Raw genomic sequence first — 24490 nt, forward strand, 5'->3', positions numbered from 1 at the left:
CTCGAAAATATAAATTGACGTTAATTTTATAAAATTTGTTACGATATATATAATACAAAGTATTATTAGGCGGTGAAATATTAATGGACAACAATATGGAATCCATGCTGGAAGTTTATTTATTTGAAGCAAACGACCTGCTTGAGCATCTTGATGAAATTCTGATTAACTGTGAAAAAGCGAATGCTTTCGATACGGACAGCATTAATGAAATTTTCAGAATCATGCATACCATTAAAGGCTCTTCTGCTATGATGCAGTTTAACAGCCTTATGACGATTTCGCATAAGGCAGAGGATTTGTTCTACTATGTACGCGAAAACGGAATTGATGAAAAGTACAATGCGGAACTTTTTGAACTGATGTTCCGTTCCAGCGACTTCATTAAGGACGAAATATCCAAAGTGGAAAATAACGAACCGCTCACAACAGATATCGGCACTTTTGAGCAGGAAATTAATGATTTTCTTAAAAAGATTTCGTCAAAAGAATCGGAGCAGAGCGACGTTCCGCCACAGGCCCAGGCTCCCGTTCAGACTGCTGAACAAACCCCTGCGGCTCCGACCCAACCTGTCCCCGCGGAGAAACTCACAAAGATGGTACAGTCGTCTGCCGTTTCCGCCAAGGCAGACCCCGACTATCCTTATTCGGTAAAGGTGTTTTTTGACGAAGATACGGAAATGGAAAATCTTCGCGCTGTCATGCTGGTCAACGCCGTTAGAGACATTTATCAGGACATTCGCTATCTGCCAAAGGACATTGACACCAATCCCGGCAGCGCGGAAGAGATTATCAAAAATGGCTTTCTTATTTCCTTTAAAGAGCAGCAGGGCTTGGCGAGTGTGCTGAAGGTGATTGAAAATTTTGTTTACACCAAAAATTATACTGTTTTAGACCAAGCGGAAAATGCGGCTAAAGCAGAATCTGCTGAAAAAACCTCTGCCGGCGAGAGTCCGCGTCCCGGACAGGAAACTCCGGGTGCCAATCACGGCGCGGTGAAGCAAAATCTAATCAACGTCAATCTTTCCAAACTGGACAACCTGATGGATCTGATGGGCGAAATCGTTATTACAGAATCCATGGTGACTACGGTGCCTTCCGCACAGAGCAGCGCGGGAGTGGACAGCAATTTCACCAAGGCTTCCCGCCAGCTGCGCAAACTGACGGACGAACTGCAGGAAATTGTCATGTCCATCCGAATGGTTCCGATTTCCGGTGTATTCCAGAAAATGAACCGCATTGTGCGCGATATGAGCAAAAAGCTCGATAAGGACGTTCAGCTGGTCATGGTCGGCGAGGAGACCGAAGTGGACAAGACCATTATCGACAATATCGGCGACCCGATCATGCATCTGGTCCGCAATGCGATGGATCATGGAATCGAAACCAAAGAGGAACGCGAGCAAACAAGCAAATCACCGAGAGGTACGATTACGCTTTCCGCACAGAATACCGGCGGAGAGATTCTGATTTCGGTACAGGACGACGGCAAGGGAATCGACAAACAATCCGTGCTGCAGAAGGCGAAAAGACAGGGCCTTTTAAAGAAGCCGGAAAACGAGTATTCAACAAGAGAAATCTATAATTTCCTTCTGATGCCCGGATTTTCTACAAATGAGGTCGTAACGGAATTTTCCGGCAGAGGTGTTGGGATGGATGTCGTGAAAAAGAATGTGGAGAAGGTCGGCGGCGACGTTTCCTTAATCAGTGAAGTTGGCAAAGGCACAAAGATCCTCTTCAAAATTCCACTGACACTCGCGATTGTCAACGGAATGAAAATCTCTGTCGGCGAAACGGTTTTTACCATTCCGATCAACAATATCCGTCAGTCTTTCAAGGTAGACCAGTCCAGTATTCACTTCGACACCGATATGAATGAGATCATTATGGTCCGGAACCAGTATTATCCGGTTCTCCGGCTGCACAAGATTTTTGGAATAGAGACCGAAACGACTGACATCAGCGCCGGAATCGTGATTTTGGTGGAGACTCACGAAAAGGCATACTGCCTTTTTGCGGACGCGCTTCTGGGTGAACAGCAGGTGGTTGTAAAATCGCTTCCAATGTATCTCAACCAATACAACGTAAAGGAAACCGGAATCACCGGCTGTGCCATTCTGGGTGACGGCAGCATCAGTCTGATTCTGGATATTCTCAACCTCTACAACAATAACTGACGCAGCAGATACAAAATTCGCGGAGGAAAACGATGATACGTTTGACCGATAAAGAATTCATGGATATCGTAACCTACATAAAGAGTAATTACGGTATTAATCTTACAAATAAAAGACAGCTGATTGAGTCCAGAATGCAGACCGTTTTAGTTGAAAAAGGATTCAAGAGTTTTACGGATTATTTCGAGCTTGTCAAACAAAACAAATCCGATGAAATTACTGCAATGCTCAATAAGCTGACAACAAATCACACTTATTTTTATAGGGAACCCGCACATTTTGAGTTCCTGAAAAACACGATACTGCCCAGACAGGAAAAGATTAACAGCCGCAGGGACATCCGCATCTGGAGCGCAGGGTGTTCTTCCGGAGAAGAAGCTTATACCGCCATCATGACCATGATGGACTACTTCGGACTGAAAAGGACAAGCTGGGATTTTAGAATTCTTGCGACGGATATTTCGCTGAAGGCCATGGAAGCGGCTACGCACGGACTGTACGGCGCGGAATCTCTTAAGGATATTCCAAAGGTATGGGAACAAAGGTATTTTATCAATAGGGGAGAAAACCTTTTTGAATTAAAGGAAGAAGTCAGGAATCAAGTCTTTTTTAAGCGGCTGAACCTTATGGAACCGTTCTCCTTTCGGCAGCAGTTTGACTTGATTTTTTGCAGAAATGTCATGATTTACTTTGACCAGCCGACTAAAAACGCGCTGATAAACAAGTTTTATGAGGTGTTGAAGCCGGGCGGTTATCTGTTTATTGGACATTCCGAAACAGTACAGAGAGATACCTCAAAATTCTTATATGTTGAACCGTCAGTCTATCAGAAAGGATTATCATGATATGCCGATGAATCACAGAATCAGGGTTCTCATTGTGGATGATTCTCTCTTTTTCAGAACAGCGCTGCAAAAAGCACTCCTGAGCGACGCGACAATCGAAATTGTCGGAAGCGCGGCCAATGTGATCGATGCAGAGAAAAAAATAAAAGAGTTGTCCCCGGACGTGGTTACCATGGACGTGGAAATGCCGGGTATGCGGGGGACAGACTTTTTAAAAAAGCTGATTCCGGACTACCCGGTGCCGGTGGTTCTGGTCAGCTCGCTGAATATTGGGATTTTTGAAGCTTTAAGCGCTGGCGCGGTTGACTTTGTACTGAAGCCGAATCTGCGTGACAGCAACGATTTTTCAATTTTCTGTCAGGAATTGTGTGTGAAGATCAAGATTGCTTCTTCTGCAAAAGTGAAAAAAAACAAGCCGTCCATTGCCGCAATTGCCTCCCTTCCGCTTGTTCTGTCGGGGAAGGAATCGTCCGAGCATATTATCGCTATTGGCGCTTCTACGGGCGGCACAGAGGCGACTGCCGAAATTTTGCAGCAGCTTCCCGCCGACATTCCTGGCATCCTGGTGGTACAGCATATGCCCGCGGGTTTCACGAAAATGTATGCGGACAGGCTCAATAAAATCTGCAAATTCACGGTTCAGGAGGCCGCGGACGGTGACCGTGTGGTGCAGGGACAGGCGTTGGTTGCCGCCGGGGACAAACATATGACCCTTGAAAAGGATTTTAAGGGATATTATGTGAAATGTGCCGCCGGAGAAAAGGTCAGTGGGCATTGTCCGTCGGTGGATGTTTTGTTCCGTTCCGTGGCAAGGACGGCCGGCAAAGACGCCATGGGAATTATTCTGACCGGTATGGGCAGGGACGGAGCCAACGGACTTTTGGAACTGCGGCAAAAGGGCGCTTTTACCATTGGGCAGGACAAACAGTCCTCTGTTGTCTACGGAATGCCAATGGTGGCGTTTGAAATCGGCGCGGTTGAAAAACAGGTGCCGTGTTCTTCTATTGCCAGATTGATTATCCAAAGATTAAATAAATAATATCTTTAGTGAAAATATTTGTCTAAAATGATTAAATTTTGCGGAACACTGTCGATATACATAGCAGGGGAAAGCATTCTTTGATTGTGGTCGTGTGTGAGAATGCGTTACTTTTCGTGCTTGAGTTGTAGCGAAAAGCACTCCAGAAAAGCACTTTAGAAGGGTACGTGGTATAAGTGAAAAAGGAAAGAAAAAAAAAGATCAAAGAGAAAAAGATCAAAGAGAAAAAGATCAAAGAGAAAAAGGTTAAAGTGAGGAAAAAGACAAGTCTGAAACAAACTCTCCTCTTCGCAATGTTGAGTTTGGCAATTGCAATCAGCATCGTTTGCGGTGTGACGAGCGGATTTCTGCTTTACTCAAATTCCAGCAGCAATATGGTTTCTTTGGTAAATGCGAACTCAGTCGCTTATAATTCTGCTGTACAGAAGGCAATTGAGGTTTATAAGCTGAAGATAGAGACCATTGCGGCCAATCAACAAATTACGGATCCGAAAATTTCCGATTTGGACAAAAAAACTGCTTTGAAATCGCTGGGTCAGATATATGGTTTCACCAATGTGAGCCTTGCGGATTTTAGCGGAAAGACAATGGACGGCACCGATATCAGCAGCAATGAATTTTTCCAGATAGCCCGCAGCGGTGTGACTTATGTTTCCAGCCCCACTCTAAACGCTGATTCCAGCGTTGTGCTCTATGTTGCAGCCAAAGTAAATAGCGGCAGAAGCAATGATGGAGTTGTCTATGCATCTTTGGGAAGCGACGCTTTCAGCCAAATGATTGACAATATTTCTGTTGGAAAAACTGGATACGGATTTATTGTTGACAGAAAGGGTACGGTCATAGCTCATAAAGACAGGAAAAACGTTTACGGCTTTTTTAACTACATCAACAAAGCCAAAGAGGACAGTTCTTACGCGGATGCGGCTTCCCTGGTGGAAAAAATGATTTCGGGTTCATCGGGAAGCGTTACTGTTTCTTTAAACGGCAAAAAACAGTTGGTTGCTTACGCTCCCATCCGTGATACGGACGGCTGGTCCATGGCCGTTTGCGCCAATGTCAACGAAATGATGAGCAGCTGCTATTTCGCTGTTGCTATTATAGCCGGATTGATGATTCTTTTCATCTTTTTGTCCATCCTGATTGCTTTCAGAATTGCGGCTCCGATTGCCAAGCCGGTCGAAAGCCTTGTTCAGCGGATTGAAAAGCTGTCGGAGGGCGACCTTCACTCCGAAGTTCCGGTGATTAACACCAGAAATGAAATCGGAACCCTTGCGGAGACTTTTTCCGCTACAATTGATACATTGACCGGTTACATAGGTGAAATCGCCGTTGTTTTGGACAGTCTGTCCATGGGCGACTGCACCATTCAAGTAATGGAAGATTACAAGGGTGATTTTGTATCCATCAAAACGTCTCTGAACGCCATTATTGACAATATGAACAATACCTACTCCGATATTAACCGTTCGGCGGATCAGGTGGCCAATGGTTCCAGTCAGGTTTCCTCCGCCGCACAGGCGCTTTCACAGGGCGCTACAGAGCAGGCGAGTTCCATTCAGCAGTTATCGGCTTCTATTACGGAAATTGCAGGAGAGGTCAATAAGAATGCCAACAATTCCCGCCTTGCAAGCCAGTTGTCACTGGATGCTTCCAGCGAAGTGGAAGCCGGAAACGAACACATGCAGAAGATGGTCGAGGCCATGGCGGAGATTACGGAAACTTCAAAGGAAATCGAAAAAATCATCAAAACAATTGAAGATATTGCTTTCCAGACTAATATCCTTGCGCTGAACGCCGCCGTAGAAGCGGCTAGGGCAGGAGCCGCGGGCAAGGGATTTGCCGTTGTTGCGGACGAGGTTCGCAATCTTGCGAGCAAGAGTGCGGAAGCGGCAAAAAATACGACAAGCCTGATAGAAAGCTCTATTAAGGCGGTCGAAAACGGAACAAAAATTGCGGATGAAACCGCTAAATCTCTAAACCGGATTATTGATGGCGCAAAAAAGACCACTGATTTAATCGGCGAGATTTCAAAATCGTCGGAGGGTCAGGCGTCCTCCATCAATCAGATCACACTCGGTATTGACCAAATTTCCGCTGTGGTGCAAACAAACTCCGCTACCGCTGAAGAAAGTGCGGCAACCAGCGAGGAAATGAGCGGACAGGCGCAAAAGCTCAAAGAATTGCTGTCCTTCCTGAAGTTGAAAGATTCCGCCGGAAATGTTTCGGACGATAAGGATGAGGGAGATAGGCCCTCACAGTATGCTGCGGAATCCGTTCCTGAAAGTGGGCAGAACAGTAAATATTAACTAATCGATCAAAGAAACCCTGCAGCCCAATCGGCCGCAGGGTTTCTTTCTTCTCAGAGCTCTTTTGTCCAGTATTTTCGGTCAAGGCTGCGGTATTGAACTGCTTCGGCAACATGCCGTGGTTCAATTCCTTCACTTTGGTCCAAATCCGCGATTGTGCGAGATACTTTTAGAATCCGGTCATATGCTCTTGCTGAAAGGCCGAGCTTTTCAAATGCTTTTTTCAGCAGTTCGCGCCCTGATTCGCTCAGCCGACACACTTCGTGAAGCATATCCGGTGTGATTCTGGCGTTGCAGGTGACGGAGGTACCTTTAAAACGTTCATTCTGAAGCTTTCTGGCAGCATTTACACGGCTCTTAATTGCCGCAGAGCTTTCCGCTTTGTCCTGAGAGCTGATTTCGTCAAATTCCACCGGCGGCACCTCTATGTGCAGATCCAGCCTGTCCAACAGCGGGCCGGACACTCTGGAAAGATAGCGATTTACCGCGTTGGCGGAACAGGTGCATGGTTTGGTCGGGTGCCCGAAGTAACCGCACGGGCACGGATTCATCGCCGCTACCAGCATCACGGCGCTGGGGTAGGATATGGTTCCGTTTACGCGTGAAATCGTCACTTTGCCGTCCTCAATCGGCTGGCGCAGAACTTCCATCGCACCGCGGGAAAATTCGGGAAGCTCGTCCAGAAACAGAACCCCGTTGTGGGCCAGTGAAATTTCACCTGGGTGGGGGACATTTCCGCCGCCGGACAGTCCGGCGGGCGATACTGTGTGATGAGGGGAACGAAACGGGCGAGATGTGATTAAGGAGGCGCCGTCCGGCAAAGTCCCGGCAATAGAGTGGATTTTCGTGGATTCAATGGTCTCATCAAACGTCATGTCGGGAAGAATGGAGGGAATCCGTTTCGCAAGCATACTTTTTCCGGAACCCGGCGGGCCGATGAGCAGGACGTTGTGACCGCCTGCCGCGGCGATTTCCAAGGCTCGTTTCGCCTCGTTTTGCCCCCGTACTTCCGAAAAGTCCGGCAAAGGAGCCTGACTAGTAAACGCTGCCGCTATTTCCGTGGCCGCAGGAATTTCTTCACTGCCGCAGAAGTGTTTCATCAGGGTTGAAAGATCCTTGACCGGATATACGGAGATCCCTTCCACGACCACGCCTTCAGAGACGTTTCCTTCCGGCACATAAAGCTTTTGGAAACCGGCCTCTTTTGCTCTGATTGCCATGGGAAGGACGCCTTTCACGGGCCGCACTTCTCCCGTAAGAGACAGCTCACCGATAAAGACGCTGTCTTCAATTTCTGCATCCAGCTGACCGCTTGCTTTCATCAGCGCAACAAAAAGGGGTAGGTCGTAAATCGGCCCTTCCTTGCGTTTGTCCGCAGGGCCAAGATTGACCGTTATTTTATGTACGGGAAACTGAAACCCGCAGTTTTTCATTGCTGAGCGTACTCTGTCGCGGGATTCTCTCACAGCTGCGTCCGGCAGCCCCACCACATCGAACGCCGGCAGGCCGACACTGATGTCGGCTTCCACAGCCACAACAAAGGAGTCCAGACCATACAGCCCCATGCTGTAGGAACGTGATACCATTCCCATTGCCCTCCTTATTTCTTTTAAAATCATTATACTCCTGTCGAATCGTGTTGGCAATTCTTACCTTGTGATTAAATAACAGCTTTACAAAATGCATTGCCCGGTATATAATAAATAAGAACATTTGTTCTTTCACGGAGCAATCATTTCTCTTGGAAACAGGGAATCATAAAACCGGTATGCGGAGGGCTGCAGTATGGAGCGGGTTATTTTACACTGTGATCTGAATAATTTTTTCGCGTCCGTGGAATGCCGGGATCATCCTGAACTCTGCGGAAAAGCTGTTGCGGTCTGCGGAAGCGTAGAAGACCGCCACGGAATTGTGCTGGCTAAAAATGAGCTGGCAAAAAGCTTTGGAATCAAAACAGCGGAGCCTGTTTGGCAGGCGAAGAAAAAATGCCCGGATCTGTTGATCGTTCCTCCTCATTTTGACCGGTATCTTTATTTTTCGGATATGGTTAAGCAGATTTATCTCAGTTATACAAATCAGGTGGAACCGTTCAGTATCGACGAGTGCTGGCTGGATGTGACCGGCAGCACCCGCTTGTTCGGGAGCGGGCCGGAAATGGCGGATCAGATCCGCGCAAGAACCAAATCGGAATTGGGGCTGAGCGTTTCCGTAGGCGTCAGCTTCAATAAAATTTTTGCGAAACTCGGCAGTGATTTAAAAAAACCGGACGCAACCACCGTAATCACCCGGGAAAATTTCAGGGAGAAAGTCTGGCCTCTGTCCGCGGACTCACTTCTGGGTGTAGGCAAGGTAACGGGCAAACATCTGAATTCTATGGGAATCAAAACAATAGGGGATCTTGCGGGCACCGATTCCAAATATATTCGTTCTTCTTTTGGAAAAATGGGATATGAAATGTGGAAAAACGCGAACGGCCTGGATAATTCTGAAGTTAGTGCCGGAGAGGTTTCGGAGATTCCAAAAAGTATTGGCAACAGTATTACTTGTGTACATGATTTGTTTGACATGGACGAGATCTGGCCGATATTGCTGTATCTGGCAGAAAAAATTTCCTTTCGCATGCGGTCGGCCGGTGTGGTCGCTTCAGGCATCCAACTTACCATTAAAGACAACCGCCTTCATGTTTCCCAGCATCAGATGCAGTTGGAGATTCCGACAAGGCTGACGATGGATCTGGCACTGGCGGCGAAAGAAATGTTTCGGAAAAGCTATTGCTGGGCCTGCCCCGTGCGCGCGCTCGGCATCAGTGGATTTTCTCTTCTGCCGGAGTCGGAAACGCAGCAGACGTCCCTGTTTCACAGTGCCCTGCGCGATGAAAAAATGGAACAGTTGGAAAGCCGTCTGGAGCATGTCAGAAATAAATACGGAAAAGCTTCTGTAAAGCGCGCCGCGCTGATGGAAAAGCTGCCTCTTCCCACGGGTCATGGGGACCAAAAGTAAATATGATTTTTCTGGATGTTTCGAAATTCCTGTGCTATAATAAAAAAAGTGTTTGTGAATCTTCAGCGAAGAAAGGAAGCAAACACCATATTCGACATTGTATGACAGAATAGATAATTTTATAAAATTTAACTAAATAAAACAAATATTTAGCTTCAAAAGCAAAATATTTGTTGACTTAATAGATACAATGAGGTATGATATATACAGGATTAAAGTTTAATGTGAGCCATGAGGTGTTGGGCTTGGTTGATAACAACCATTTTAATAAAATGGCAGATTATACCGACAGTCAGCTTGCCTGCCTTGTGAGCAGCGGAAATTCAGATGCTTTTGTTGAACTTACCGCGCGTTATATGTCACTGATTCGTGTGAAGGCGGCGCCGTTTCGCTGCGCAATGCTGGAAGCCGACGATCTGTGTCAGGAAGGGCTTTTGGGCCTTTTGAGCGCAGCGCGTACTTATGACTCAGCCGGTAAGGCTGGCTTTAAAACATATGCCGGTATTTGTATCAATAATCGGATTATTATGGCTTACCGCACGGCGGCTAGCCGTAAAAATCTTCCACTTAATAATTTTGTTTCTCTCAGTGACGACGGTACGCACATGATTATGACTGATTGCGCCTCGGACCCTGAAACCGTGCTGCTGGACAGCGAAAGCTACGCGGCGATGCAGCTGCGGATGAAACAGCTGCTTTCAAAGCTGGAACAGCAGGTGCTGATGCTTTATTTGGGCGGCTGCAGTTACCACGATATAGCGGTGAAACTCAGCGTATCCTCAAAAGCAGTCGATAATGCTCTGCAGCGGGTTCGGCTGAAATTAAAACAGTTGCTTTAGTTTAGTTATATTAATTTCATATGCCCAGGTAGCTTAAGTAGAGCGTTGGTAATCAAAGGCGTCGGTGCAAATCCGTCTATGGGCAAATATCTTTATCCAAAGCGAGGTAAATTAAATGTACGAAGACAAGACTCTCATCTGCAAGGAATGTGGCGCTGAATTTGTATTCACCGCCGGTGAGCAGGAATTCTATGCTTCCAAGGGTTTCGTAAACGAGCCCCAGAGATGCAAAGCCTGCCGCGATGCTCGTAAAAATGCTGCTAAGCCAGAGCGTGAAATGTATACCGCTATCTGCGCAAGCTGCGGCAAAGAAGCAAAGGTCCCCTTTAAGCCACGTGAAGACCGTCCTGTATATTGCAGCGAGTGCTTTGCAAAGATGAGGGAAGAATAAGCATAGATTCCTTATTCGTGACCAGGTACCCCGGATTAATTTCCGGGGTATTTTATTTTTGTCTAAAATAGAAAGGTATTGCAAAGCTTGGACACGGGTATTATAATATAGGAGAAATCTATATTAATCTGGAGGATTCTAACAATGGCTGTTATAACAAAAGATACCATTATTGGTGATATTCTTGATATTGACGAAACGACTGCGCCCTATTTTCTGGAAATGGGTATGCATTGTCTGGGATGTCCCTCATCCCGCGGAGAAACTCTTGAACAAGCCTGCATGGTTCACGGTGTAGACCCGGACACTCTGGTGAAGAAACTGAACGATCACATCGCATCAAAATAATGCAGCAATTGATCCTGCTGTCAATTTGTGACCAAAACATGATTACGAATTAAAATGAGGCCGCCCGGCAATCAAGTTGCCGGGCGGCTCTTAAGTGTAGGGAAATTATGCCGAAAATATCTTTTGCCGACTATCTGCGCAAAGCCGTAAACGGGGAATCGCTTGGAGCTACCTATTATCAGTTCCTTCTGGTTCACACGGAATTTATTATCTTTAACGGTCTTCCGAATGTTTTTATCAATACCTTTTTGATGAGCCAGACGGGGGACATGAATATTGTGCTGATTTATAACTGCCTGAATTTTTTCGGTACGGCAGTGGGAATGTTTTTTTCGGCGGCGGTTTCTCACCGCTTTCATTCCGGGGTTGTGTCCGTGCTGGGAATACTGGGTTTCTGCATCCTGTATCTGCAGCTGATTATTTTCAATACGCGTGCGGCGGATTATGTTGTGTTGCTAGGTAGTACAAGTGGACTTGCCAGTGCGTTTTACTGGCTGAGTTACTCTCAGCTGTTCACGGAGTTCACTGATTTGGGCAACCGCGACAGCGGTATGGCCATTATCAGCATCATTACCTCGGTGGTCAATTCCGTCGTTCCTTTTCTGGCCGGCGCCGTGATTTCCGGTCTCGGCGGCATCACAGGATACAATACGGTGTTTGGGCTGGCGTTTGCAATCGCGATCCTTACCGCGGTCGGTGCCATGCGCCTGCCCAAGCCACAGAATCAGGATAAGCAGGTTCGGCATAAAGAGGCTATTCGGTTCGTGCTAAAGAACCGGGCGCTTCTTTTTGGACTTTTGAGCGAAGGATGCAAGGGAATCCGGGAAGGCGCTTTCAGTTTTATTTTAAGTATCTTGCTTTATCGGATGATTCAAAGTGAAGTTCTGGTTGGCTTCAATACTTTTTTATCGTCTTTGGTGGCGGTTATTTCGTTTCTGATTATCAGCAAAAGAATGAAAGGGCCCAACCGGATTCATTATATGACGGCAGCCGTTTGCGCCCTTTTCATTTTCGGAATGATCAGTTGTCTGACGATGAATCCGATGATTTTGATTGCCTATACGGTGGTCAACTCTTTCTTTTCGGGATTTATAGTCAACTCGTCGTGCGGGGCGTTTCTTGACGCGGTACAGGTTTTGCCGGGGGCGGAAGGCCTGCGGCCGGAGCTTTTTGCTCAAAAGGAACTGTTTCTGGCTACCGGAAGGTGTATCGGCATTTTTATTATTATGCTGATGGATTGGCTCAGCGCGGGCAGTACGGTCTGGCTGTCGGTTTCACTTGTGATTCTTACGTTATCGCAGATAGGAACCATAGCCGCGTGCAGACAGGCGATGAAGCTGGTAAACGAAATTTCATTAAAGGAGTGTGCGTAGTTGGGACTGCATCCTTTGTTTACTCTGGGTGGAAGACTGCAGCTCTGCGCTTCCATGGTTCGGCCGAACATGGCTCTGGCGGACATCGGCACCGACCACGCTTACCTGCCGATCTGGCTGGCGAAGCAGGGGCTGGTTTCCCGTGCTATCGCGGCGGATATCCGTCCCGGGCCGCTTCAGTCCGCACAGCAGAATATTCGCCGGTACCGTGTGGAAGAGCTCGTTTCCACACGCCTGTCAAACGGACTGGAAGAAATTTTTTCTGTTGAAGCGGACGATATTGTCATCGCCGGTATGGGCGGTGAAATGATGATACAGATTATTGAAAACGCGCTTTGGCTGCGACAGAAAGAAAAAAGGCTGATTTTACAGCCGATGACATCCATTCCGGAGCTGCGGGAGTATCTTGCGAAGCGGGGCTTTGCGGTTCTGCGGGAGCAGGCGGTTGTGGAGGACGGTCATGCCTATTCGGTTATGCAGCTGCAGTATGCGCCCGAAAAAATCATTATGGACAGTCTTTACCCCTATATCGGGAAGCTCGACGCCGCAACGGAGGACAACCGCGAATACATGCGCAAGGTGATTACCCAGCTTGAAAAAAAAGCTGGCGGACTCTCTATTTCCGGCAAACTGGAAGAAGCCGCCGCACTGAAAAATACAGCGGAAAAGATTAGAATCAAAATGGAAAAGGAGCGGTAATATGGTCAGCGTTGGCGAGGTTTATGATTTTATTGACGATTTTGCGCCGTTTCGGACGGCTATGAGCTTTGACAATCCCGGCCTGCTGGTCGGGAACAGAGAAGCACGGGTATCTTCGGCGCTTTTGTCGCTGGATATTACACCCGCGGTTGTTCAGGAAGCCCATGATCTGGGAGCCGGGTTGATCGTCAGCCATCATCCGGTCATCTTTCATCCGCTGAAAAGCCTTTCCGCTGATTCCGCCCCCTATCTGCTGGCAAAATACGGGATTGCGGCGATTTGCGCACACACTAACCTCGACATGGCTGTCGGCGGGGTAAACACCTGTCTGGCGGAGCGTCTAAAGCTTCGAAATGTCCGGACGCTCAGTGAGTATGAGGATTCCGGTCTGCCCGAAGCGCTGCAGGGGGAAACCACTAGCGAAATGCTACCGGAGGATTTCGCACGGTTCGTCAAAGAAGCGCTGGGCTGCGACGGACTGCGCTTTACGGACGGAAAACGTGCGATCACCCGTGTCGGTTTGTGCAGCGGAGGCGGTGCCGATTTGGTATACGCGGCGGCGCAGGCCGGCTGTCAGGCGTTTGTAACCGGAGAAAGCAAGCACAACATTCTGCTTGATGCCGAAAATATGGGGATGACTCTGGTTGACGCGGGGCATTTTTATACGGAAAGTCCTGTGATTTTACCGCTTGCGGTGAAACTGAAAATGAAGTTTCCAGACGCAGCCTTTTTTGAATCAAAGCGAATGCACAGCCCGGCAAAATATCTGTAATGTGCATATACGGGAGGTATCTCAATGGCTCTTGACGGAGCGTTTTTACATCATATTAAAAAAGAAATCGAAGAAAGCGCAATCGGCGCAAAGGTTGATAAGATTTATCAGCCGAACAAGGAGGAAATGGTTCTTTCCCTGCGCAGCTACCGGGAAACCTATAAGCTTCTGATGTCTGCACGGGCAAACAGCGCAAGAATCCATTTTACTCGCTTTGTTCCGGAAAATCCGAAGGTGCCGCCCATGCTCTGCATGCTGCTGCGCAAAAAGCTTTCCGGTGCCCGGCTTGCCGCTGTGCGCCAGCCCGGGCTGGAGCGGATGCTCTGCCTCGACTTTGACGCGGTCAACGAACTGGGCGACGAAATCCGTCTGACCCTCGTCATGGAGATCATGGGACGGTACAGCAATATTATTTTCGTAGATGAAGCAGGAAAGATCATTGACGCGCTAAAACGGGTGGACGCGGAAATGTCTTCCGAGCGTCTGGTGCTGCCGGGACTGACGTATCAGCTTCCGCCGCCGCAGGACAAACTTTGCCTGCTAACTGCCTCCGTTCCGGAAATGGTTGACAGAATTCAGCGGATTCCTTCGGATATGGAACTTTCCAAAGCAATTTTGAGTACGCTGCAGGGTGTTTCTCCGATTGTCTGCCGGGAGCTGGAGCACCTGACCGGCCACGGAAACGACGTCACCACAAAATCAATGTCTTCACAGCAGTGGGAACGTTTGGCTTTCTTTTTGGGCAGAATAGCGGATACTGTTAAAAATGTGGACGGAAAACCGCATATGGTGGTAAACCCCGCTCAAAAACCAATGGATTTTTCCTTTATGAATATTGAGCAGTACGGTCTGACGGCGGTTGTGAAACCGTACGACAATTTTTCCGTTCTGCTGGATGCGTTTTACGACGAACGCGACCGCATTGACCGTATGCGCGTACGTTCACAGGATTTACTGCGGATTCTGACAACCACCTCCGACCGTCTCAGCCGCAAGGTGAACGTTCAGCGCGCGGAGCTTGCGCACTGCGCGGAGCGTGACGATCTGCGCATCTGCGGTGACCTAATTAACGCCAATCTGTACAACATTCCTAAGGGCTCTGCGGTTGTTGAGCTGCAGAATTTTTACGATGAGAATCTGGCTCTGCTCAAAGTGAAACTGAACCCCGCGCTGTCCGCTTCCCAGAATGCGCAGAAGTATTATAAAGAGTATCGCAAGGCTCGTACCGCCGAGGAAATGCTGACCACTCAGATCGAACAGGCCCAGCAGGAGCTCAGCTATATTGATACCGTATTTGAAGAGCTCAGTCGGGCGGCTACGGAGCGCGACCTTTCCGAAATTCGCGCCGAGCTGATCGATCAGGGCTATATCCGCGCGCCGAAAGGCCGCCAGAAACAGCCCGCGTCCATGGGCCCCATGGAGTTCGTTTCCTCCGACGGCTTTTCGATTCTGGTCGGCCGCAATAACCGTCAGAACGACTATCTGACGATGAAACAGGCCAATAACAACGATATCTGGCTTCATACAAAAAACATTCCCGGCTCCCATACCATCATTTCGACACAGGGACGCGCGGTGACGGAAACCGCGCTTTATGAAGCAGCCATGCTGGCGGCTTTCCACAGCAGGGGCAAGGATTCTTCCAAAGTCCCAGTGGATTATACGGAGGTACGCAATGTCAGCAAGCCGCAGGGAGCCAAGCCCGGAATGGTCATTTATGTAAACTACAAAACGATTTATGTAGCCCCGGATGCTGCATTTACAGACAGCCGCAAATCAAATTAAATTGGTAAAAATATGAGTTTCATGTTATAATAACCAATAATATGTTTGGGAAGTGTGCCGATGCTAAAAATAAAAACATCCGATTTTTTGAGAGATACCGTCCTTTTCGGACTTACCGTTATATTGATGTTTGCCGCCAACCTTATGAATGTCTTCGGGGAAAATGAGGCGGCTGTTGACGTCCTGTTTTTTGCCATCATCATGATGAATATTGCGATTATCTGCAGCCTGGTAGCCCATATCAGGCGCGATTTTGCGTTATTGATCTTTGTGGGAGCTTTTAACGTCCTGCTTTTGGGGCGCGTTTATACCTCCTGGTTCGGTTATCACCACAAACTGCTTATTCTATTGGAAGCCGACGATTTTCCAAAGCTTTTTCAGTCTCTCCAGATTGTCGCGCTGTCACTTCTATGCGTTTATGGGGCTTACCGTGCCATGGGGCCGTTTTTTTACAGAAGAGAATCGGTCGTACGGACGAATGGACTTCATGCGGTCAGCAAAAATGACCTGAATCCGATTGTTCGGCAAATCAGCGTGGTTGTTCTGTATATCAGCTCAATCCCGTTTTTCTATATTCTTCTGACTACGGGCCTGACCGTACTGAGAAACGGGTATCTCAGCTCCTATACCAACACGTCCAGTATTCCGTCCTCTATCAGCCGCCTTTCCATGTTCTTTGTTCCGGCCTTTGCCGTGTTTCTGGGGACATTACCCAATAAAAAACAGATCAAACTGCCCCTTGCCGTTTACGGAACCTATATGCTTGCGTCCCTTCTGACAGGGCGCAGAAACACGATGGTGACGGAAGCGCTGATGCTGATTGCCTATTTTGTCATGCGGGACGCTTTACTGGACAAAGAAAAAAGAGTCCTGAAAAAAAGAACGGTCGCTTACGCGGGTATATTGGGTGTAGTTTCCATGTATTTTCTTCAGCTTCTTGCACTGATCCGTGCGGGGCTGAATACGGACAGAGGCCTGGGGGAAATGCTGGTCAGCTTTCTGGATTCTCAGGGCGCGAGTTTCCGTGTCATTGTTCAGACGGTCAACCACATTGACCTGTTCAATCCCTCCGTCGTACATTCTTATCTGTTTTATCCGTTTGAGCTGTTTGTCCACAACAATGTCGTGACCAAAACGTTATTTGGGCTTACGCCGATTATTGAGATACAGAACACCGAATTCGTCCGTACCACCCATAATTTCGGACATGCCCTGACCTTTATGGTCGACCCGGCCCGTTATTTGAGCGGCGGTGGTTTCGGCACCTCCTATGTTGCGGAAGCCTATGTGGCATACGGTATTCTGGGTGTTGTTCTGGTCAGTGCAATGGTCGGAATTATTTTCCGCTTTTTCTCAACCTTGCTGACCCACTCCTGGGTAACGATCGCGTTCGGATTGATCGCCCTCAAGAATTTCGTGTATCTGCCGCGCAATTTTGCGTTTCTGTGGGTAACGGAGGTTTTCAACATTACTTATATCTGCTTCTTTGTGGCAATTTACGTTGCGGCGCTGCTGATTGCGAAAGGGACGCACGCGCGTTCGCTTACCCATGCCCGGGGCGGATGGTTAACATGGGAGGAACAGCCATGAAACTGCTTTTGCTGCTTACCACCTCCTTCCCGTACGACAACGGGGAAGAGTTTTTGCTCAACGAAATCAATTATATCAGTGGATATGACCGGGTTTTAATTTGTCCGTGCAACCTCAAACCGGACTCCGCTGTTACCAAGAAACTGCCTGATTTTATCTCCTGTGTACCGCTCAGGACGGCTCCGCTCGCGAAGTCGGCTTACGCAGGCCTGCTTCTGAAACCCTTTGTTCAAAAGGAACTGTTTACCATGATGAAGACCGGGGTGTTTACGACCGAAAAGGCGCATGAAATGCTTTTCTTTATGAAGCGTGCATATGAGATTTATGCGGCGCTCTCTAAGCTGTCCGAACTTTCCGGTGCCGACGATGTAACCATTTACAGTTACTGGCTGTATGACGCCGCCGCCGCTGGCGCTCTCCTTGCTGCGGATTTAAGGCGGCAGGGAAAAAAGGTAAAACAGGTTTCCCGGGCTCACCGTTTTGATCTTTACAGCGAGTTTGCAAAGCTGAACTACCTTCCGATGAGGGAATTTTTGCTGAGCAGGGTTGACAGAGTACTTCCCTGTTCCGCGTCCGGCGCGGAGTATCTTCAAAAGCAGTATCTCCGGTACGCCGAAAAAATTGCTCCCGCTTTTCTGGGAACAGCCGATCACGGCGAAAAGCACGGCAGCAGGGGAGAGGAACTGCATATCGTCTCCTGTTCTTTCATAGCCCCGGTCAAACGTCTGCATCTGATCGTGCAGGCTCTGGAACAAGCGGACTTTCCTATTTTATGGACGCATATCGGTTCGGGACCCCTGCGAGGGGAAATCGAGGAAATGGCATCAAAGCTTCCGGACTGTGTCCGAACAGAGTGGAAAGGCCAGATGGACAATGCTGCTATTATGGATTACTATCGCGGCAATGATCTCTCAGCCTTTGTCAATGTGAGCGCCAGCGAAGGAATCCCGGTTTCCATCATGGAAGTCAGCTCCTTCGGCGTTCCTGTCATTGCCACGGATGTCGGCGGTACCCGGGAAGCGGTTTGCAGCGGGGAAAACGGGTATCTGCTTCCGCCGGATTTTTTACCTCAGGAGCTGATGTCCAGATTAAGAGAGCTGAAAGAGCTTTCAGACGAGGATTACAGCCGTCTGTGCCGGAACGCGCGCAGAATTTGGGCCGAAAAATTCAGTGCACAAAAGAACTACCAGAACTTTTATAAGGAGATCAGTCAATGAAACTGATGTATCTTACTTTTCAGGAGGATGCTCCGCTGTATCTGGGTGTAAAGAATAAAATTGAGGGCCAGGTCGGCGCATTTGAAAAGCTGGGTTACGAGGTAACCTACTCCATGTGGCAGGGAAACACATTTCAGTTCTTTGGCGCCGAGCCGTTGAAACGCAGTTTCGACTCTTCCAAAGGAATCATGAAGCAGCTTACGCGGATTGCGTATGAGTATCTGCAAAAAAACCGCTTCGAAGTCCTCTATTTGCGCCTTGACCGCATCAGCTTCGACATGCTGCGGATTTGCAGGGCCGCAAGGGACAATCAGGTAAAAACCATTGTGGTTGAAATTCCGAATTATCCTTATCTGACGGATTATATCCGCAATATTCAATATGCCAAAACGCTCAAAACCCGTGCCGTGACAGCGGCGAAGGTGGCCGTGACGGTAGCGGACGACCGTCTGTCCGGCAGAAAGCTGAAGCAGTATGTCGACGCGGTGGTACTTTACGGGAATCAGGCGGACTCGTTTTTCGGAGTCAAAGCGATGAACGGGGACAACGGTATCAATATTGACGGAATCACGCCCGTTCCGCACTGCGGCGATCTCCATAAGGACATCGTATTTCTCGGGGTTGCCGGTACCCTGTGGTGGCAGGGTTATGACCGGGTTCTAAAGGGAATGAGCGAGTATAAAAAGAAAAAACCGGACGGCGCGCCGGCATTGAAATTTGTTTTGGTCGGCGGCGACGCCACTGAAATGCCGGAATTCCGTGCGCTGGTGGACAGACTTGGCCTGACCGAAGACGTGACGTTCTGCGGCTTTAAAAAGGGAAAAGAGCTTTTGGATATCTACCGGACGGTGGACGTGGGCGTTTCCTCGCTTGGTTGTTACCGCCGGGGGCTGACCGCCTGCTTCTCTTTAAAGGCCCGTGAATACAGCGCCGCTGCACTGCCATTCCTGTACGCATATGACGATGCAAAGCTTGGAACCGATACTCCGTTTGCACTTAAGCTGCCGAACGACGGGACGACGGTCGATATGAACCAAGTGATTGCATTTGTTCAGAAATGCCGAAAGGATTCGTCCATTGCGCAGAAGGAACGTGAGTTTGCGGAGAAAAACTACGACTGGAAAATCATTATGAAGCAAGTGCTTGATTTTGCCAAAGCTTCAGTGAACATAGACTGATCAAAGATATTTGGAGGTTAAATATGGAACTTTTCGTAAGCTTTTCAGAAATACTGGAATATTTTAAGAGGAGCATCCTGAAATTTATTATTGTTGTAGCTGTTTTTGGAATTGTGTTTGGACTGATGCCGCTGAAATTTGTCCAGCATGAGTACACCTGCGATACCACATTGATTATTTCCTGTGAAGTACCCGAAGACGCGCAAACGGACTATCGGCTGCAGTATACCAGCATCCTGAACAGCCGTGTGCAGACCGCTGTCGTCATTGCCACTGGCAAGGATATGATTTCCCAGACCGCAGATAAGCTTGGCATCGATAAAAGCAAGATTACTTCGATCGGTGCGGTTCAGGTCAACACGGCCCCGGTTGTGAAAATTACCATAAAAAGTCCGGACGCCGCTCTGGCAGACCGTATTGCAAACACAGCGGCTGAAGTTCTGGGTGAAAAGCTGACCGACGCGTTCCCGTCCCCAAAGCTGACAGCAGTGATTGCCGATGCTGCAATTCCGGCGAAACCGCAGTCTAATAAATCCGCGATGGTTAAGGCCGGTCTGCTGGGTTTGATTATGGGCTTTATTGTGTATGTGTGTTATGGCATTGTCGTCGTGCTGACCGACAAAACCATTCGCAACAGCCGTTATGTCAGTGAGGCGCTGAACACTCCCCTTTTAGGGACGGTTCCGAAAAAGGGCAGCCATGAAAAAAAGGAAGACAGCTTCCGTAAGCTGCGTGCCGCGGCGGTTCACTGTGCATCCGGAAAAAACAGCTTTCTTGTGACCGATGTCTGTGAACACAACGGTGCGGCGGCCGTAGCGGCCGGAATGGCCGGCGTGCTTGCCTGTTCCGGGAAAACCACGCTTCTGATTGACGCGGATTTCCGTGAGAACGAAATCAGTAAACTTCTGAATGCAAAGTCGGAACATTCTCTAACGGACGCGCTGAACGGTTCCTGCTCCGCGGAACAGGCTGTTGCGCAGACTTCCGTTAAGGGACTAAACCTGATATCCGGTTCGGGTTCCGCTGAGAATCCTGCTGATCTGCTGTTTTCAGATACTTTCAGCGGACTGGTACAGGAGCTTTCTAAGAAGTTTGACTATGTCATTGTCCATACTCCATCGGAAGTAAAATATCCGGAGGCGGACAATATCGCAAGGCTTGCCGGTTCCGTGATTATGGTTGCCAAATACGGCTCTACTCCATATCATGAGTTCAAGGATTCCTTCCACCGCCTGAACGCTTCCGGCGGCAATACCATTGGTTTTGTCACCACCGATATCTGACAATCAAGATCAAGATAAAAGCTCCGCGGAATTTTCCGCGGAGCTTTTATGATTCGCAGGATTTCGGACTTTTCGTTTACCGGATCAGCGCTTTGATATGGTCGATCAGCATATGCAGCGCGACCGGATTTTCACCGCCCTGAGGAATGATGATGTCGGCATTCTTTTTGCTGGGTTCCACGAACTGCTCATGCATAGGCTTGACCGTATTTATGTACTGGGCAATAAAAGAATCCAAACTGCGCCCGCGTTCTTTTACATCCCGGGTCAGACGGCGCAGCAGCCGGATATCCGCGTCCGTGTCCACAAACACCTTGATATCCATTAAATCCAGGAGGTCTTTATTTTCAAAAATCAGAATTCCTTCCACAATAATGACGCGTGTCGGTTCTACATGCACGGTTTCACCGGTTCTGGTGTAAGTAACAAAAGAATAAACCGGGCGGTCAATCGCCCGGCCGCTTTTCAGTTTTTTTACGTCTTCGACCAGTAAATCCGTATCAAATGCGTTGGGATGGTCATAATTCAGTTTGATACGCTGCTCGAACGGGATTTCAGAATTCGCACGGTAATAGAAATCATGGGAAAGAATAATGGCGTCGTCGGCAATTGCCTGTTTCAGTTTTGTTGAAAGTGTTGTTTTTCCTGAAGCGGTGCCGCCGGCCACACCGATTACAAAAGGTGAACAATCCATAACTGCCTCCTGTGAGAACAAGATGATATTTTACAGTTTCAAATTATAGCACAAAAACCAGTAAAAAGCACCCTGTTTCAGCTTTCATAATCTTCTATAATACTGTTCAGACGATCAACGTCGTTCACCCGAATCCCATCTTTAAGAAGTACTTGATCTGCCTGCGGAAGCGACGCAACTTCCACATCGATCTCCTGATAAGGGGTACTCTCGTTATTGTAGAAGACGCCGATATGTCCTTCGTATTCTTTTACCGTATAAGTGTTTACACTGCTGCTACGGCTTGCCATGGTCGGAATTTCGCTGTTTTCTTGACTTGAAGCCTCATTTGCGGTAGAATTATCTAATATATCTGAGCTTGTAACTTCAGGTATCTGCTTCATTTTCTTTTGAGAAAACCCCCAGGCTAACATTCCGATTATAATAACAGTTGTACACAGCAGCACAATCCAGTTTCTTTTCAAATAGTATCACCTCACAGGTATTATTTGAAAATATTGGAAAATTATTCATTTTTATTGCGATAATTTATTTTTTGTCAAGGAGGTGGTTCCCGATGAGAAAAACCGATATCAACAAATATGTGGGCTCCAAAAACACGAAAAAGGACAGCAAGAAAAGATCGATAGGCCGGATTGCCGGAAAAAGCCTTTTAACTGTTTTTACCATATTATTCATTTCTGGTATTATTGTGTCTATCTCGCTGATTTCTTTTATACTCAGCCTGAGAAACGAATCCATTGATTATGACCTGCATAAGCTGCAGCTGAATTATACAAGCTTCATTTATGTAAACGGCCCGAACGACGACAGTGCCAAACCCGTTCAGTACCAAAGCCTGTACAGTAATGAAAACAGGGTGTGGGTGGATTACGACAAAATACCGCAATCCATGAAGGACGCGATTGTTGCGATTGAGGACAAGCGCTTCTGGGAACATAAGGGCGTTGACTGGAAGAGAACGGCCGGCGCGGTAACGACACTGTTTTCGAAGGGGAGCAGCTACGGCGGCTCCACCATTACCCAGCAGCTGATTAAAAACGTGACGGGGGATAAGGATGTAAGCCTTACCAGAAAAGTAAAGGAGATCTTCCGTGCGCTGAATCTGGAACAAAAATATACCAAAGAAGAAATCCTGGCTGCATATCTCAATGTCGTCCCATTCGGCAGCGGCAGCAACGGCGTACAGGCTGCGGCGAACCTTTATTTTGGCAAGGATATACAGGACTGTGATATTGCCGAATGCGCCGCGATCGCGGGAATTACGCAGAACCCGACCAAATACTCCCCGCTGGTTCACCCGGAACAGAACAAGGAGCGCCAGCAGATAGTGCTCAAAGAGATGCACGGGCAGGGAATGATTACCGACGCTGAGTACAACACGGCAATGACCAAATCAGAACATATGACTTTCGTAGGCAAGCAGGCGGAAAATGTTGTGGATGACGTCCCCATCTGGAACTGGTATGTGGACACCCTGTTTGAAGACGTTAAAACCGGCCTGATGGAGCACTACAACTGTTCCAGTGACAAGGCTGTTGACATGATTTATCATGACGGACTGAAAATTTACGCCGCCATGGACACCGACCTGCAGAACATTGCGGAAACTACGTTTAGGTCGGACAAGCTTTTCGGAAGCAATACAAAAATGCAGGCGGGTTACCTCGCGATGGACTACTCCGGGCGCGTGCTTGCCACGGTCGGCTCCAGAGGAGAGAAAAAGAGCAACCGTCTGTTCAGTCTGGCTACGGACTCCAAAAGGCAGCCGGGTTCCACTATCAAGCCTCTGGCGGTTTACGGGCCGGCTATCGATTCCGGAAAGTATAACTACTCATCTCTGATTAACGACAATCCGCTGCCCAACTGGTTCAGTGACGGCAGTTCAGGTCCGAAAAACTGGGGGCCGGGCAATACGAGCGGGAAGTACTGGGGCCCCATTCCGTTGACATGGGCGCTGGAACGTTCCCTCAACGCCAGTGCGGCGCAGGTTGGAAACGCCATCACCCCGAATCTGAGCTTCAATTTTCTGAAGGACAAATTGGGCTTTACCAGCCTTTTGCCCGCGGATAATAACCGCGCTCCTATGGCGATCGGCGGCTTGAGCGAAGGTGTCACCGTACGCGAAATGACAGCCGGGTTCCAGATGTTTGCGAACGGTGGGAAATACTATAAGCCGTATACTTTTTACCATGTGGACGATCACGACGGCAACGTGATTCTGGACAACCGCAACCAGATTGCCACACAGGCGATCAGTTCCACTACCTCTTCCGTCATGCATCATTTGCTTAACAACGTTGTGACCGGTGCCCACGGAACCGGCCGCGGCGCCGCTATCAGCGGATGGGAGGTATTCGGCAAAACGGGTACCACCAACGATGAAAAAGACAGTTGGTTTATCGGCGGAACACCATATGCGGTTGCGGGTATCTGGACAGGCTATCTGACTCCCGCACATTTGACAAATACCACTTATGCCGCAACAACGTGGAAGGGTATTATGGCTTCCTATTTAAAGAATAAGGAAAAGCTGAAATTTACCTATGATTCCAACGTGGTTTCGGCCAAATTCTGTACAGTGACCGGACTTCTGGCAAACGAGGCTACCGATAAGGATACCCAGATCGGCTGGTACGACAAAAATCATATGCCCGCGGTCTGTGACGGTGTTCACGCCGGATCGGCTTCTTCTCTTGCTTCCCGGCCCAATGAGTCGGGGACGGAAAGTGTTCAGAGCGACGTTTTAAGCGGCGGTGAGTCGCACGAAAATCCCGATACTTCGTCGCAAGCGCCGACCTCATCGGCAACACCGGAATCCCGTTCGTCGTCCGCCGCAAACTCTCACCCGGACAAATCGCAGCCCGGGCGTTCCTCGGCGCATTCTGTGCCTGCGGTGGGGTAATCAGTCTGTCATTTTCATGCGGATGCCCATTCCCGGGCATCTGCATTTC

Annotated in this window: 20 protein-coding genes; 17 read left to right on the forward strand and 3 right to left on the reverse strand. The window is 48.5% G+C overall.

All coding sequences use genetic code 11. The annotated features are described in order from the left end of the window. The first annotated feature begins 83 nt into the window (after positions 1-83). From J5W02_RS11250 to J5W02_RS11265, 4 genes are all read left to right on the forward strand, one after another. Positions 84-2177 carry a chemotaxis protein CheA gene (locus J5W02_RS11250; RefSeq protein WP_219965787.1) on the forward strand — a complete coding sequence of 698 codons (2094 nt, stop codon included), beginning with the start codon at positions 84-86 and terminating at the stop codon, positions 2175-2177. Positions 2178-2209: 32 nt separating this feature from the next. Continuing rightward, positions 2210-3022, forward strand: coding sequence for a CheR family methyltransferase (locus J5W02_RS11255; protein ID WP_219965788.1), 813 nt, complete (start codon positions 2210-2212; stop codon positions 3020-3022). Beyond that, positions 2985-4061 carry a protein-glutamate methylesterase/protein-glutamine glutaminase gene (locus tag J5W02_RS11260; RefSeq protein WP_255575707.1) on the forward strand — a complete coding sequence of 359 codons (1077 nt, stop codon included), beginning with the start codon at positions 2985-2987 and terminating at the stop codon, positions 4059-4061. Before J5W02_RS11255 ends, J5W02_RS11260 begins: the two co-directional genes overlap by 38 nt. A gap of 176 nt (positions 4062-4237) precedes the next feature. Next, positions 4238-6367, forward strand: coding sequence for a methyl-accepting chemotaxis protein (locus J5W02_RS11265; protein WP_219965789.1), 2130 nt, complete (start codon positions 4238-4240; stop codon positions 6365-6367). A 53-nt stretch (positions 6368-6420) separates the two neighbouring features. Here the strand turns inward: J5W02_RS11265 and J5W02_RS11270 are convergent, their stop codons facing one another. Then, positions 6421-7953 carry a YifB family Mg chelatase-like AAA ATPase gene (locus J5W02_RS11270; protein ID WP_219965912.1) on the reverse strand — a complete coding sequence of 511 codons (1533 nt, stop codon included), beginning with the start codon at positions 7951-7953 and terminating at the stop codon, positions 6421-6423. 199 nt (positions 7954-8152) lie between these two features. On the opposite strand from J5W02_RS11270, the gene dinB reads away from it, so the two are divergent. The 12 genes from dinB to J5W02_RS11330 all read left to right on the forward strand — a co-directional run bounded on the left by dinB (position 8153) and on the right by J5W02_RS11330 (position 20842). Then, the gene (dinB, locus tag J5W02_RS11275) at positions 8153-9367 is read left to right on the forward strand and encodes a DNA polymerase IV (RefSeq protein WP_219965790.1); all 1215 of its coding nucleotides are present in this window, start codon (positions 8153-8155) and stop codon (positions 9365-9367) included. A gap of 245 nt (positions 9368-9612) precedes the next feature. Further along, positions 9613-10206: a sigma-70 family RNA polymerase sigma factor gene (locus tag J5W02_RS11280; protein WP_255575708.1), complete on the forward strand. Its 594-nt coding sequence runs from the start codon at positions 9613-9615 to the stop codon at positions 10204-10206. A 115-nt stretch (positions 10207-10321) separates the two neighbouring features. Then, entirely contained in the window at positions 10322-10597 is a 276-nt protein-coding gene (locus J5W02_RS11285; protein ID WP_038323857.1) for a zinc-ribbon domain containing protein, read from the forward strand. 144 nt (positions 10598-10741) lie between these two features. Further along, on the forward strand, positions 10742-10945 hold the full coding sequence (locus tag J5W02_RS11290; protein WP_219965792.1) for a DUF1858 domain-containing protein: 204 nt from the start codon (positions 10742-10744) through the stop codon (positions 10943-10945). Positions 10946-11052: 107 nt separating this feature from the next. Next, positions 11053-12318, forward strand: a complete 1266-nt coding sequence (locus tag J5W02_RS11295; protein ID WP_219965793.1) for an MFS transporter — start codon at positions 11053-11055, stop codon at positions 12316-12318. Next, positions 12319-13017, forward strand: coding sequence for a class I SAM-dependent methyltransferase (locus J5W02_RS11300; protein WP_255575709.1), 699 nt, complete (start codon positions 12319-12321; stop codon positions 13015-13017). Position 13018: 1 nt separating this feature from the next. Further along, positions 13019-13789 carry a Nif3-like dinuclear metal center hexameric protein gene (locus J5W02_RS11305; protein WP_219965794.1) on the forward strand — a complete coding sequence of 257 codons (771 nt, stop codon included), beginning with the start codon at positions 13019-13021 and terminating at the stop codon, positions 13787-13789. A 24-nt stretch (positions 13790-13813) separates the two neighbouring features. Next, positions 13814-15574: an Rqc2 family fibronectin-binding protein gene (locus J5W02_RS11310; RefSeq protein ID WP_219965795.1), complete on the forward strand. Its 1761-nt coding sequence runs from the start codon at positions 13814-13816 to the stop codon at positions 15572-15574. A 60-nt stretch (positions 15575-15634) separates the two neighbouring features. Beyond that, positions 15635-17164, forward strand: a complete 1530-nt coding sequence (locus tag J5W02_RS11315; protein ID WP_219965796.1) for an O-antigen polysaccharide polymerase Wzy family protein — start codon at positions 15635-15637, stop codon at positions 17162-17164. Further along, positions 17161-18381, forward strand: a complete 1221-nt coding sequence (locus tag J5W02_RS11320) for a glycosyltransferase (protein WP_219965797.1) — start codon at positions 17161-17163, stop codon at positions 18379-18381. The genes J5W02_RS11315 and J5W02_RS11320 overlap by 4 nt, the downstream gene beginning before the upstream one ends. Next, positions 18378-19559 (forward strand): glycosyltransferase, encoded by a 1182-nt coding sequence (locus J5W02_RS11325; RefSeq protein WP_219965798.1) that lies wholly within the window; start codon positions 18378-18380, stop codon positions 19557-19559. The genes J5W02_RS11320 and J5W02_RS11325 overlap by 4 nt, the downstream gene beginning before the upstream one ends. A gap of 23 nt (positions 19560-19582) precedes the next feature. Further along, positions 19583-20842, forward strand: coding sequence for a polysaccharide biosynthesis tyrosine autokinase (locus J5W02_RS11330; RefSeq protein WP_219965799.1), 1260 nt, complete (start codon positions 19583-19585; stop codon positions 20840-20842). A gap of 76 nt (positions 20843-20918) precedes the next feature. Here the strand turns inward: J5W02_RS11330 and udk are convergent, their stop codons facing one another. Both udk and J5W02_RS11340 read right to left on the reverse strand, forming a co-directional pair. After that, positions 20919-21536 (reverse strand): uridine kinase, encoded by a 618-nt coding sequence (gene udk, locus J5W02_RS11335; RefSeq protein WP_219965800.1) that lies wholly within the window; start codon positions 21534-21536, stop codon positions 20919-20921. Between the two features lie 77 nt (positions 21537-21613). After that, positions 21614-21826 (reverse strand): BofC C-terminal domain-containing protein, encoded by a 213-nt coding sequence (locus J5W02_RS11340; RefSeq protein ID WP_219965801.1) that lies wholly within the window; start codon positions 21824-21826, stop codon positions 21614-21616. Between the two features lie 266 nt (positions 21827-22092). Here J5W02_RS11340 and J5W02_RS11345 point away from each other — a divergent pair, with 266 nt between their 5' ends. Then, on the forward strand, positions 22093-24441 hold the full coding sequence (locus J5W02_RS11345; RefSeq protein ID WP_219965802.1) for a transglycosylase domain-containing protein: 2349 nt from the start codon (positions 22093-22095) through the stop codon (positions 24439-24441). Positions 24442-24490 lie beyond the last annotated feature (49 nt).

Source organism: Caproiciproducens faecalis (assembly GCF_019448085.1).
GTDB lineage: Bacteria > Bacillota > Clostridia > Oscillospirales > Acutalibacteraceae > Caproiciproducens > Caproiciproducens faecalis.

What these genes read in the sequence shown, in the direction of transcription:
- J5W02_RS11250 (WP_219965787.1), top strand. Translation starts at nt 84, where the DNA reads ATGGACAACAATATGGAATCCATGCTGGAAGTTTATTTATTTGAAGCA.
- J5W02_RS11255 (WP_219965788.1), top strand. Translation starts at nt 2,210, where the DNA reads ATGATACGTTTGACCGATAAAGAATTCATGGATATCGTAACCTACATA.
- J5W02_RS11260 (WP_255575707.1), top strand. Translation starts at nt 2,985, where the DNA reads ATGTTGAACCGTCAGTCTATCAGAAAGGATTATCATGATATGCCGATG.
- J5W02_RS11270 (WP_219965912.1), bottom strand. Translation starts at nt 7,953, where the DNA reads ATGGTATCACGTTCCTACAGCATGGGGCTGTATGGTCTGGACTCCTTT.
- dinB (WP_219965790.1), top strand. Translation starts at nt 8,153, where the DNA reads ATGGAGCGGGTTATTTTACACTGTGATCTGAATAATTTTTTCGCGTCC.
- J5W02_RS11285 (WP_038323857.1), top strand. Translation starts at nt 10,322, where the DNA reads ATGTACGAAGACAAGACTCTCATCTGCAAGGAATGTGGCGCTGAATTT.
- J5W02_RS11290 (WP_219965792.1), top strand. Translation starts at nt 10,742, where the DNA reads ATGGCTGTTATAACAAAAGATACCATTATTGGTGATATTCTTGATATT.
- J5W02_RS11295 (WP_219965793.1), top strand. Translation starts at nt 11,053, where the DNA reads ATGCCGAAAATATCTTTTGCCGACTATCTGCGCAAAGCCGTAAACGGG.
- J5W02_RS11305 (WP_219965794.1), top strand. Translation starts at nt 13,019, where the DNA reads ATGGTCAGCGTTGGCGAGGTTTATGATTTTATTGACGATTTTGCGCCG.
- J5W02_RS11310 (WP_219965795.1), top strand. Translation starts at nt 13,814, where the DNA reads ATGGCTCTTGACGGAGCGTTTTTACATCATATTAAAAAAGAAATCGAA.
- J5W02_RS11315 (WP_219965796.1), top strand. Translation starts at nt 15,635, where the DNA reads ATGCTAAAAATAAAAACATCCGATTTTTTGAGAGATACCGTCCTTTTC.
- J5W02_RS11320 (WP_219965797.1), top strand. Translation starts at nt 17,161, where the DNA reads ATGAAACTGCTTTTGCTGCTTACCACCTCCTTCCCGTACGACAACGGG.
- J5W02_RS11325 (WP_219965798.1), top strand. Translation starts at nt 18,378, where the DNA reads ATGAAACTGATGTATCTTACTTTTCAGGAGGATGCTCCGCTGTATCTG.
- J5W02_RS11330 (WP_219965799.1), top strand. Translation starts at nt 19,583, where the DNA reads ATGGAACTTTTCGTAAGCTTTTCAGAAATACTGGAATATTTTAAGAGG.
- udk (WP_219965800.1), bottom strand. Translation starts at nt 21,536, where the DNA reads ATGGATTGTTCACCTTTTGTAATCGGTGTGGCCGGCGGCACCGCTTCA.
- J5W02_RS11340 (WP_219965801.1), bottom strand. Translation starts at nt 21,826, where the DNA reads ATGGCAAGCCGTAGCAGCAGTGTAAACACTTATACGGTAAAAGAATAC.
- J5W02_RS11345 (WP_219965802.1), top strand. Translation starts at nt 22,093, where the DNA reads ATGAGAAAAACCGATATCAACAAATATGTGGGCTCCAAAAACACGAAA.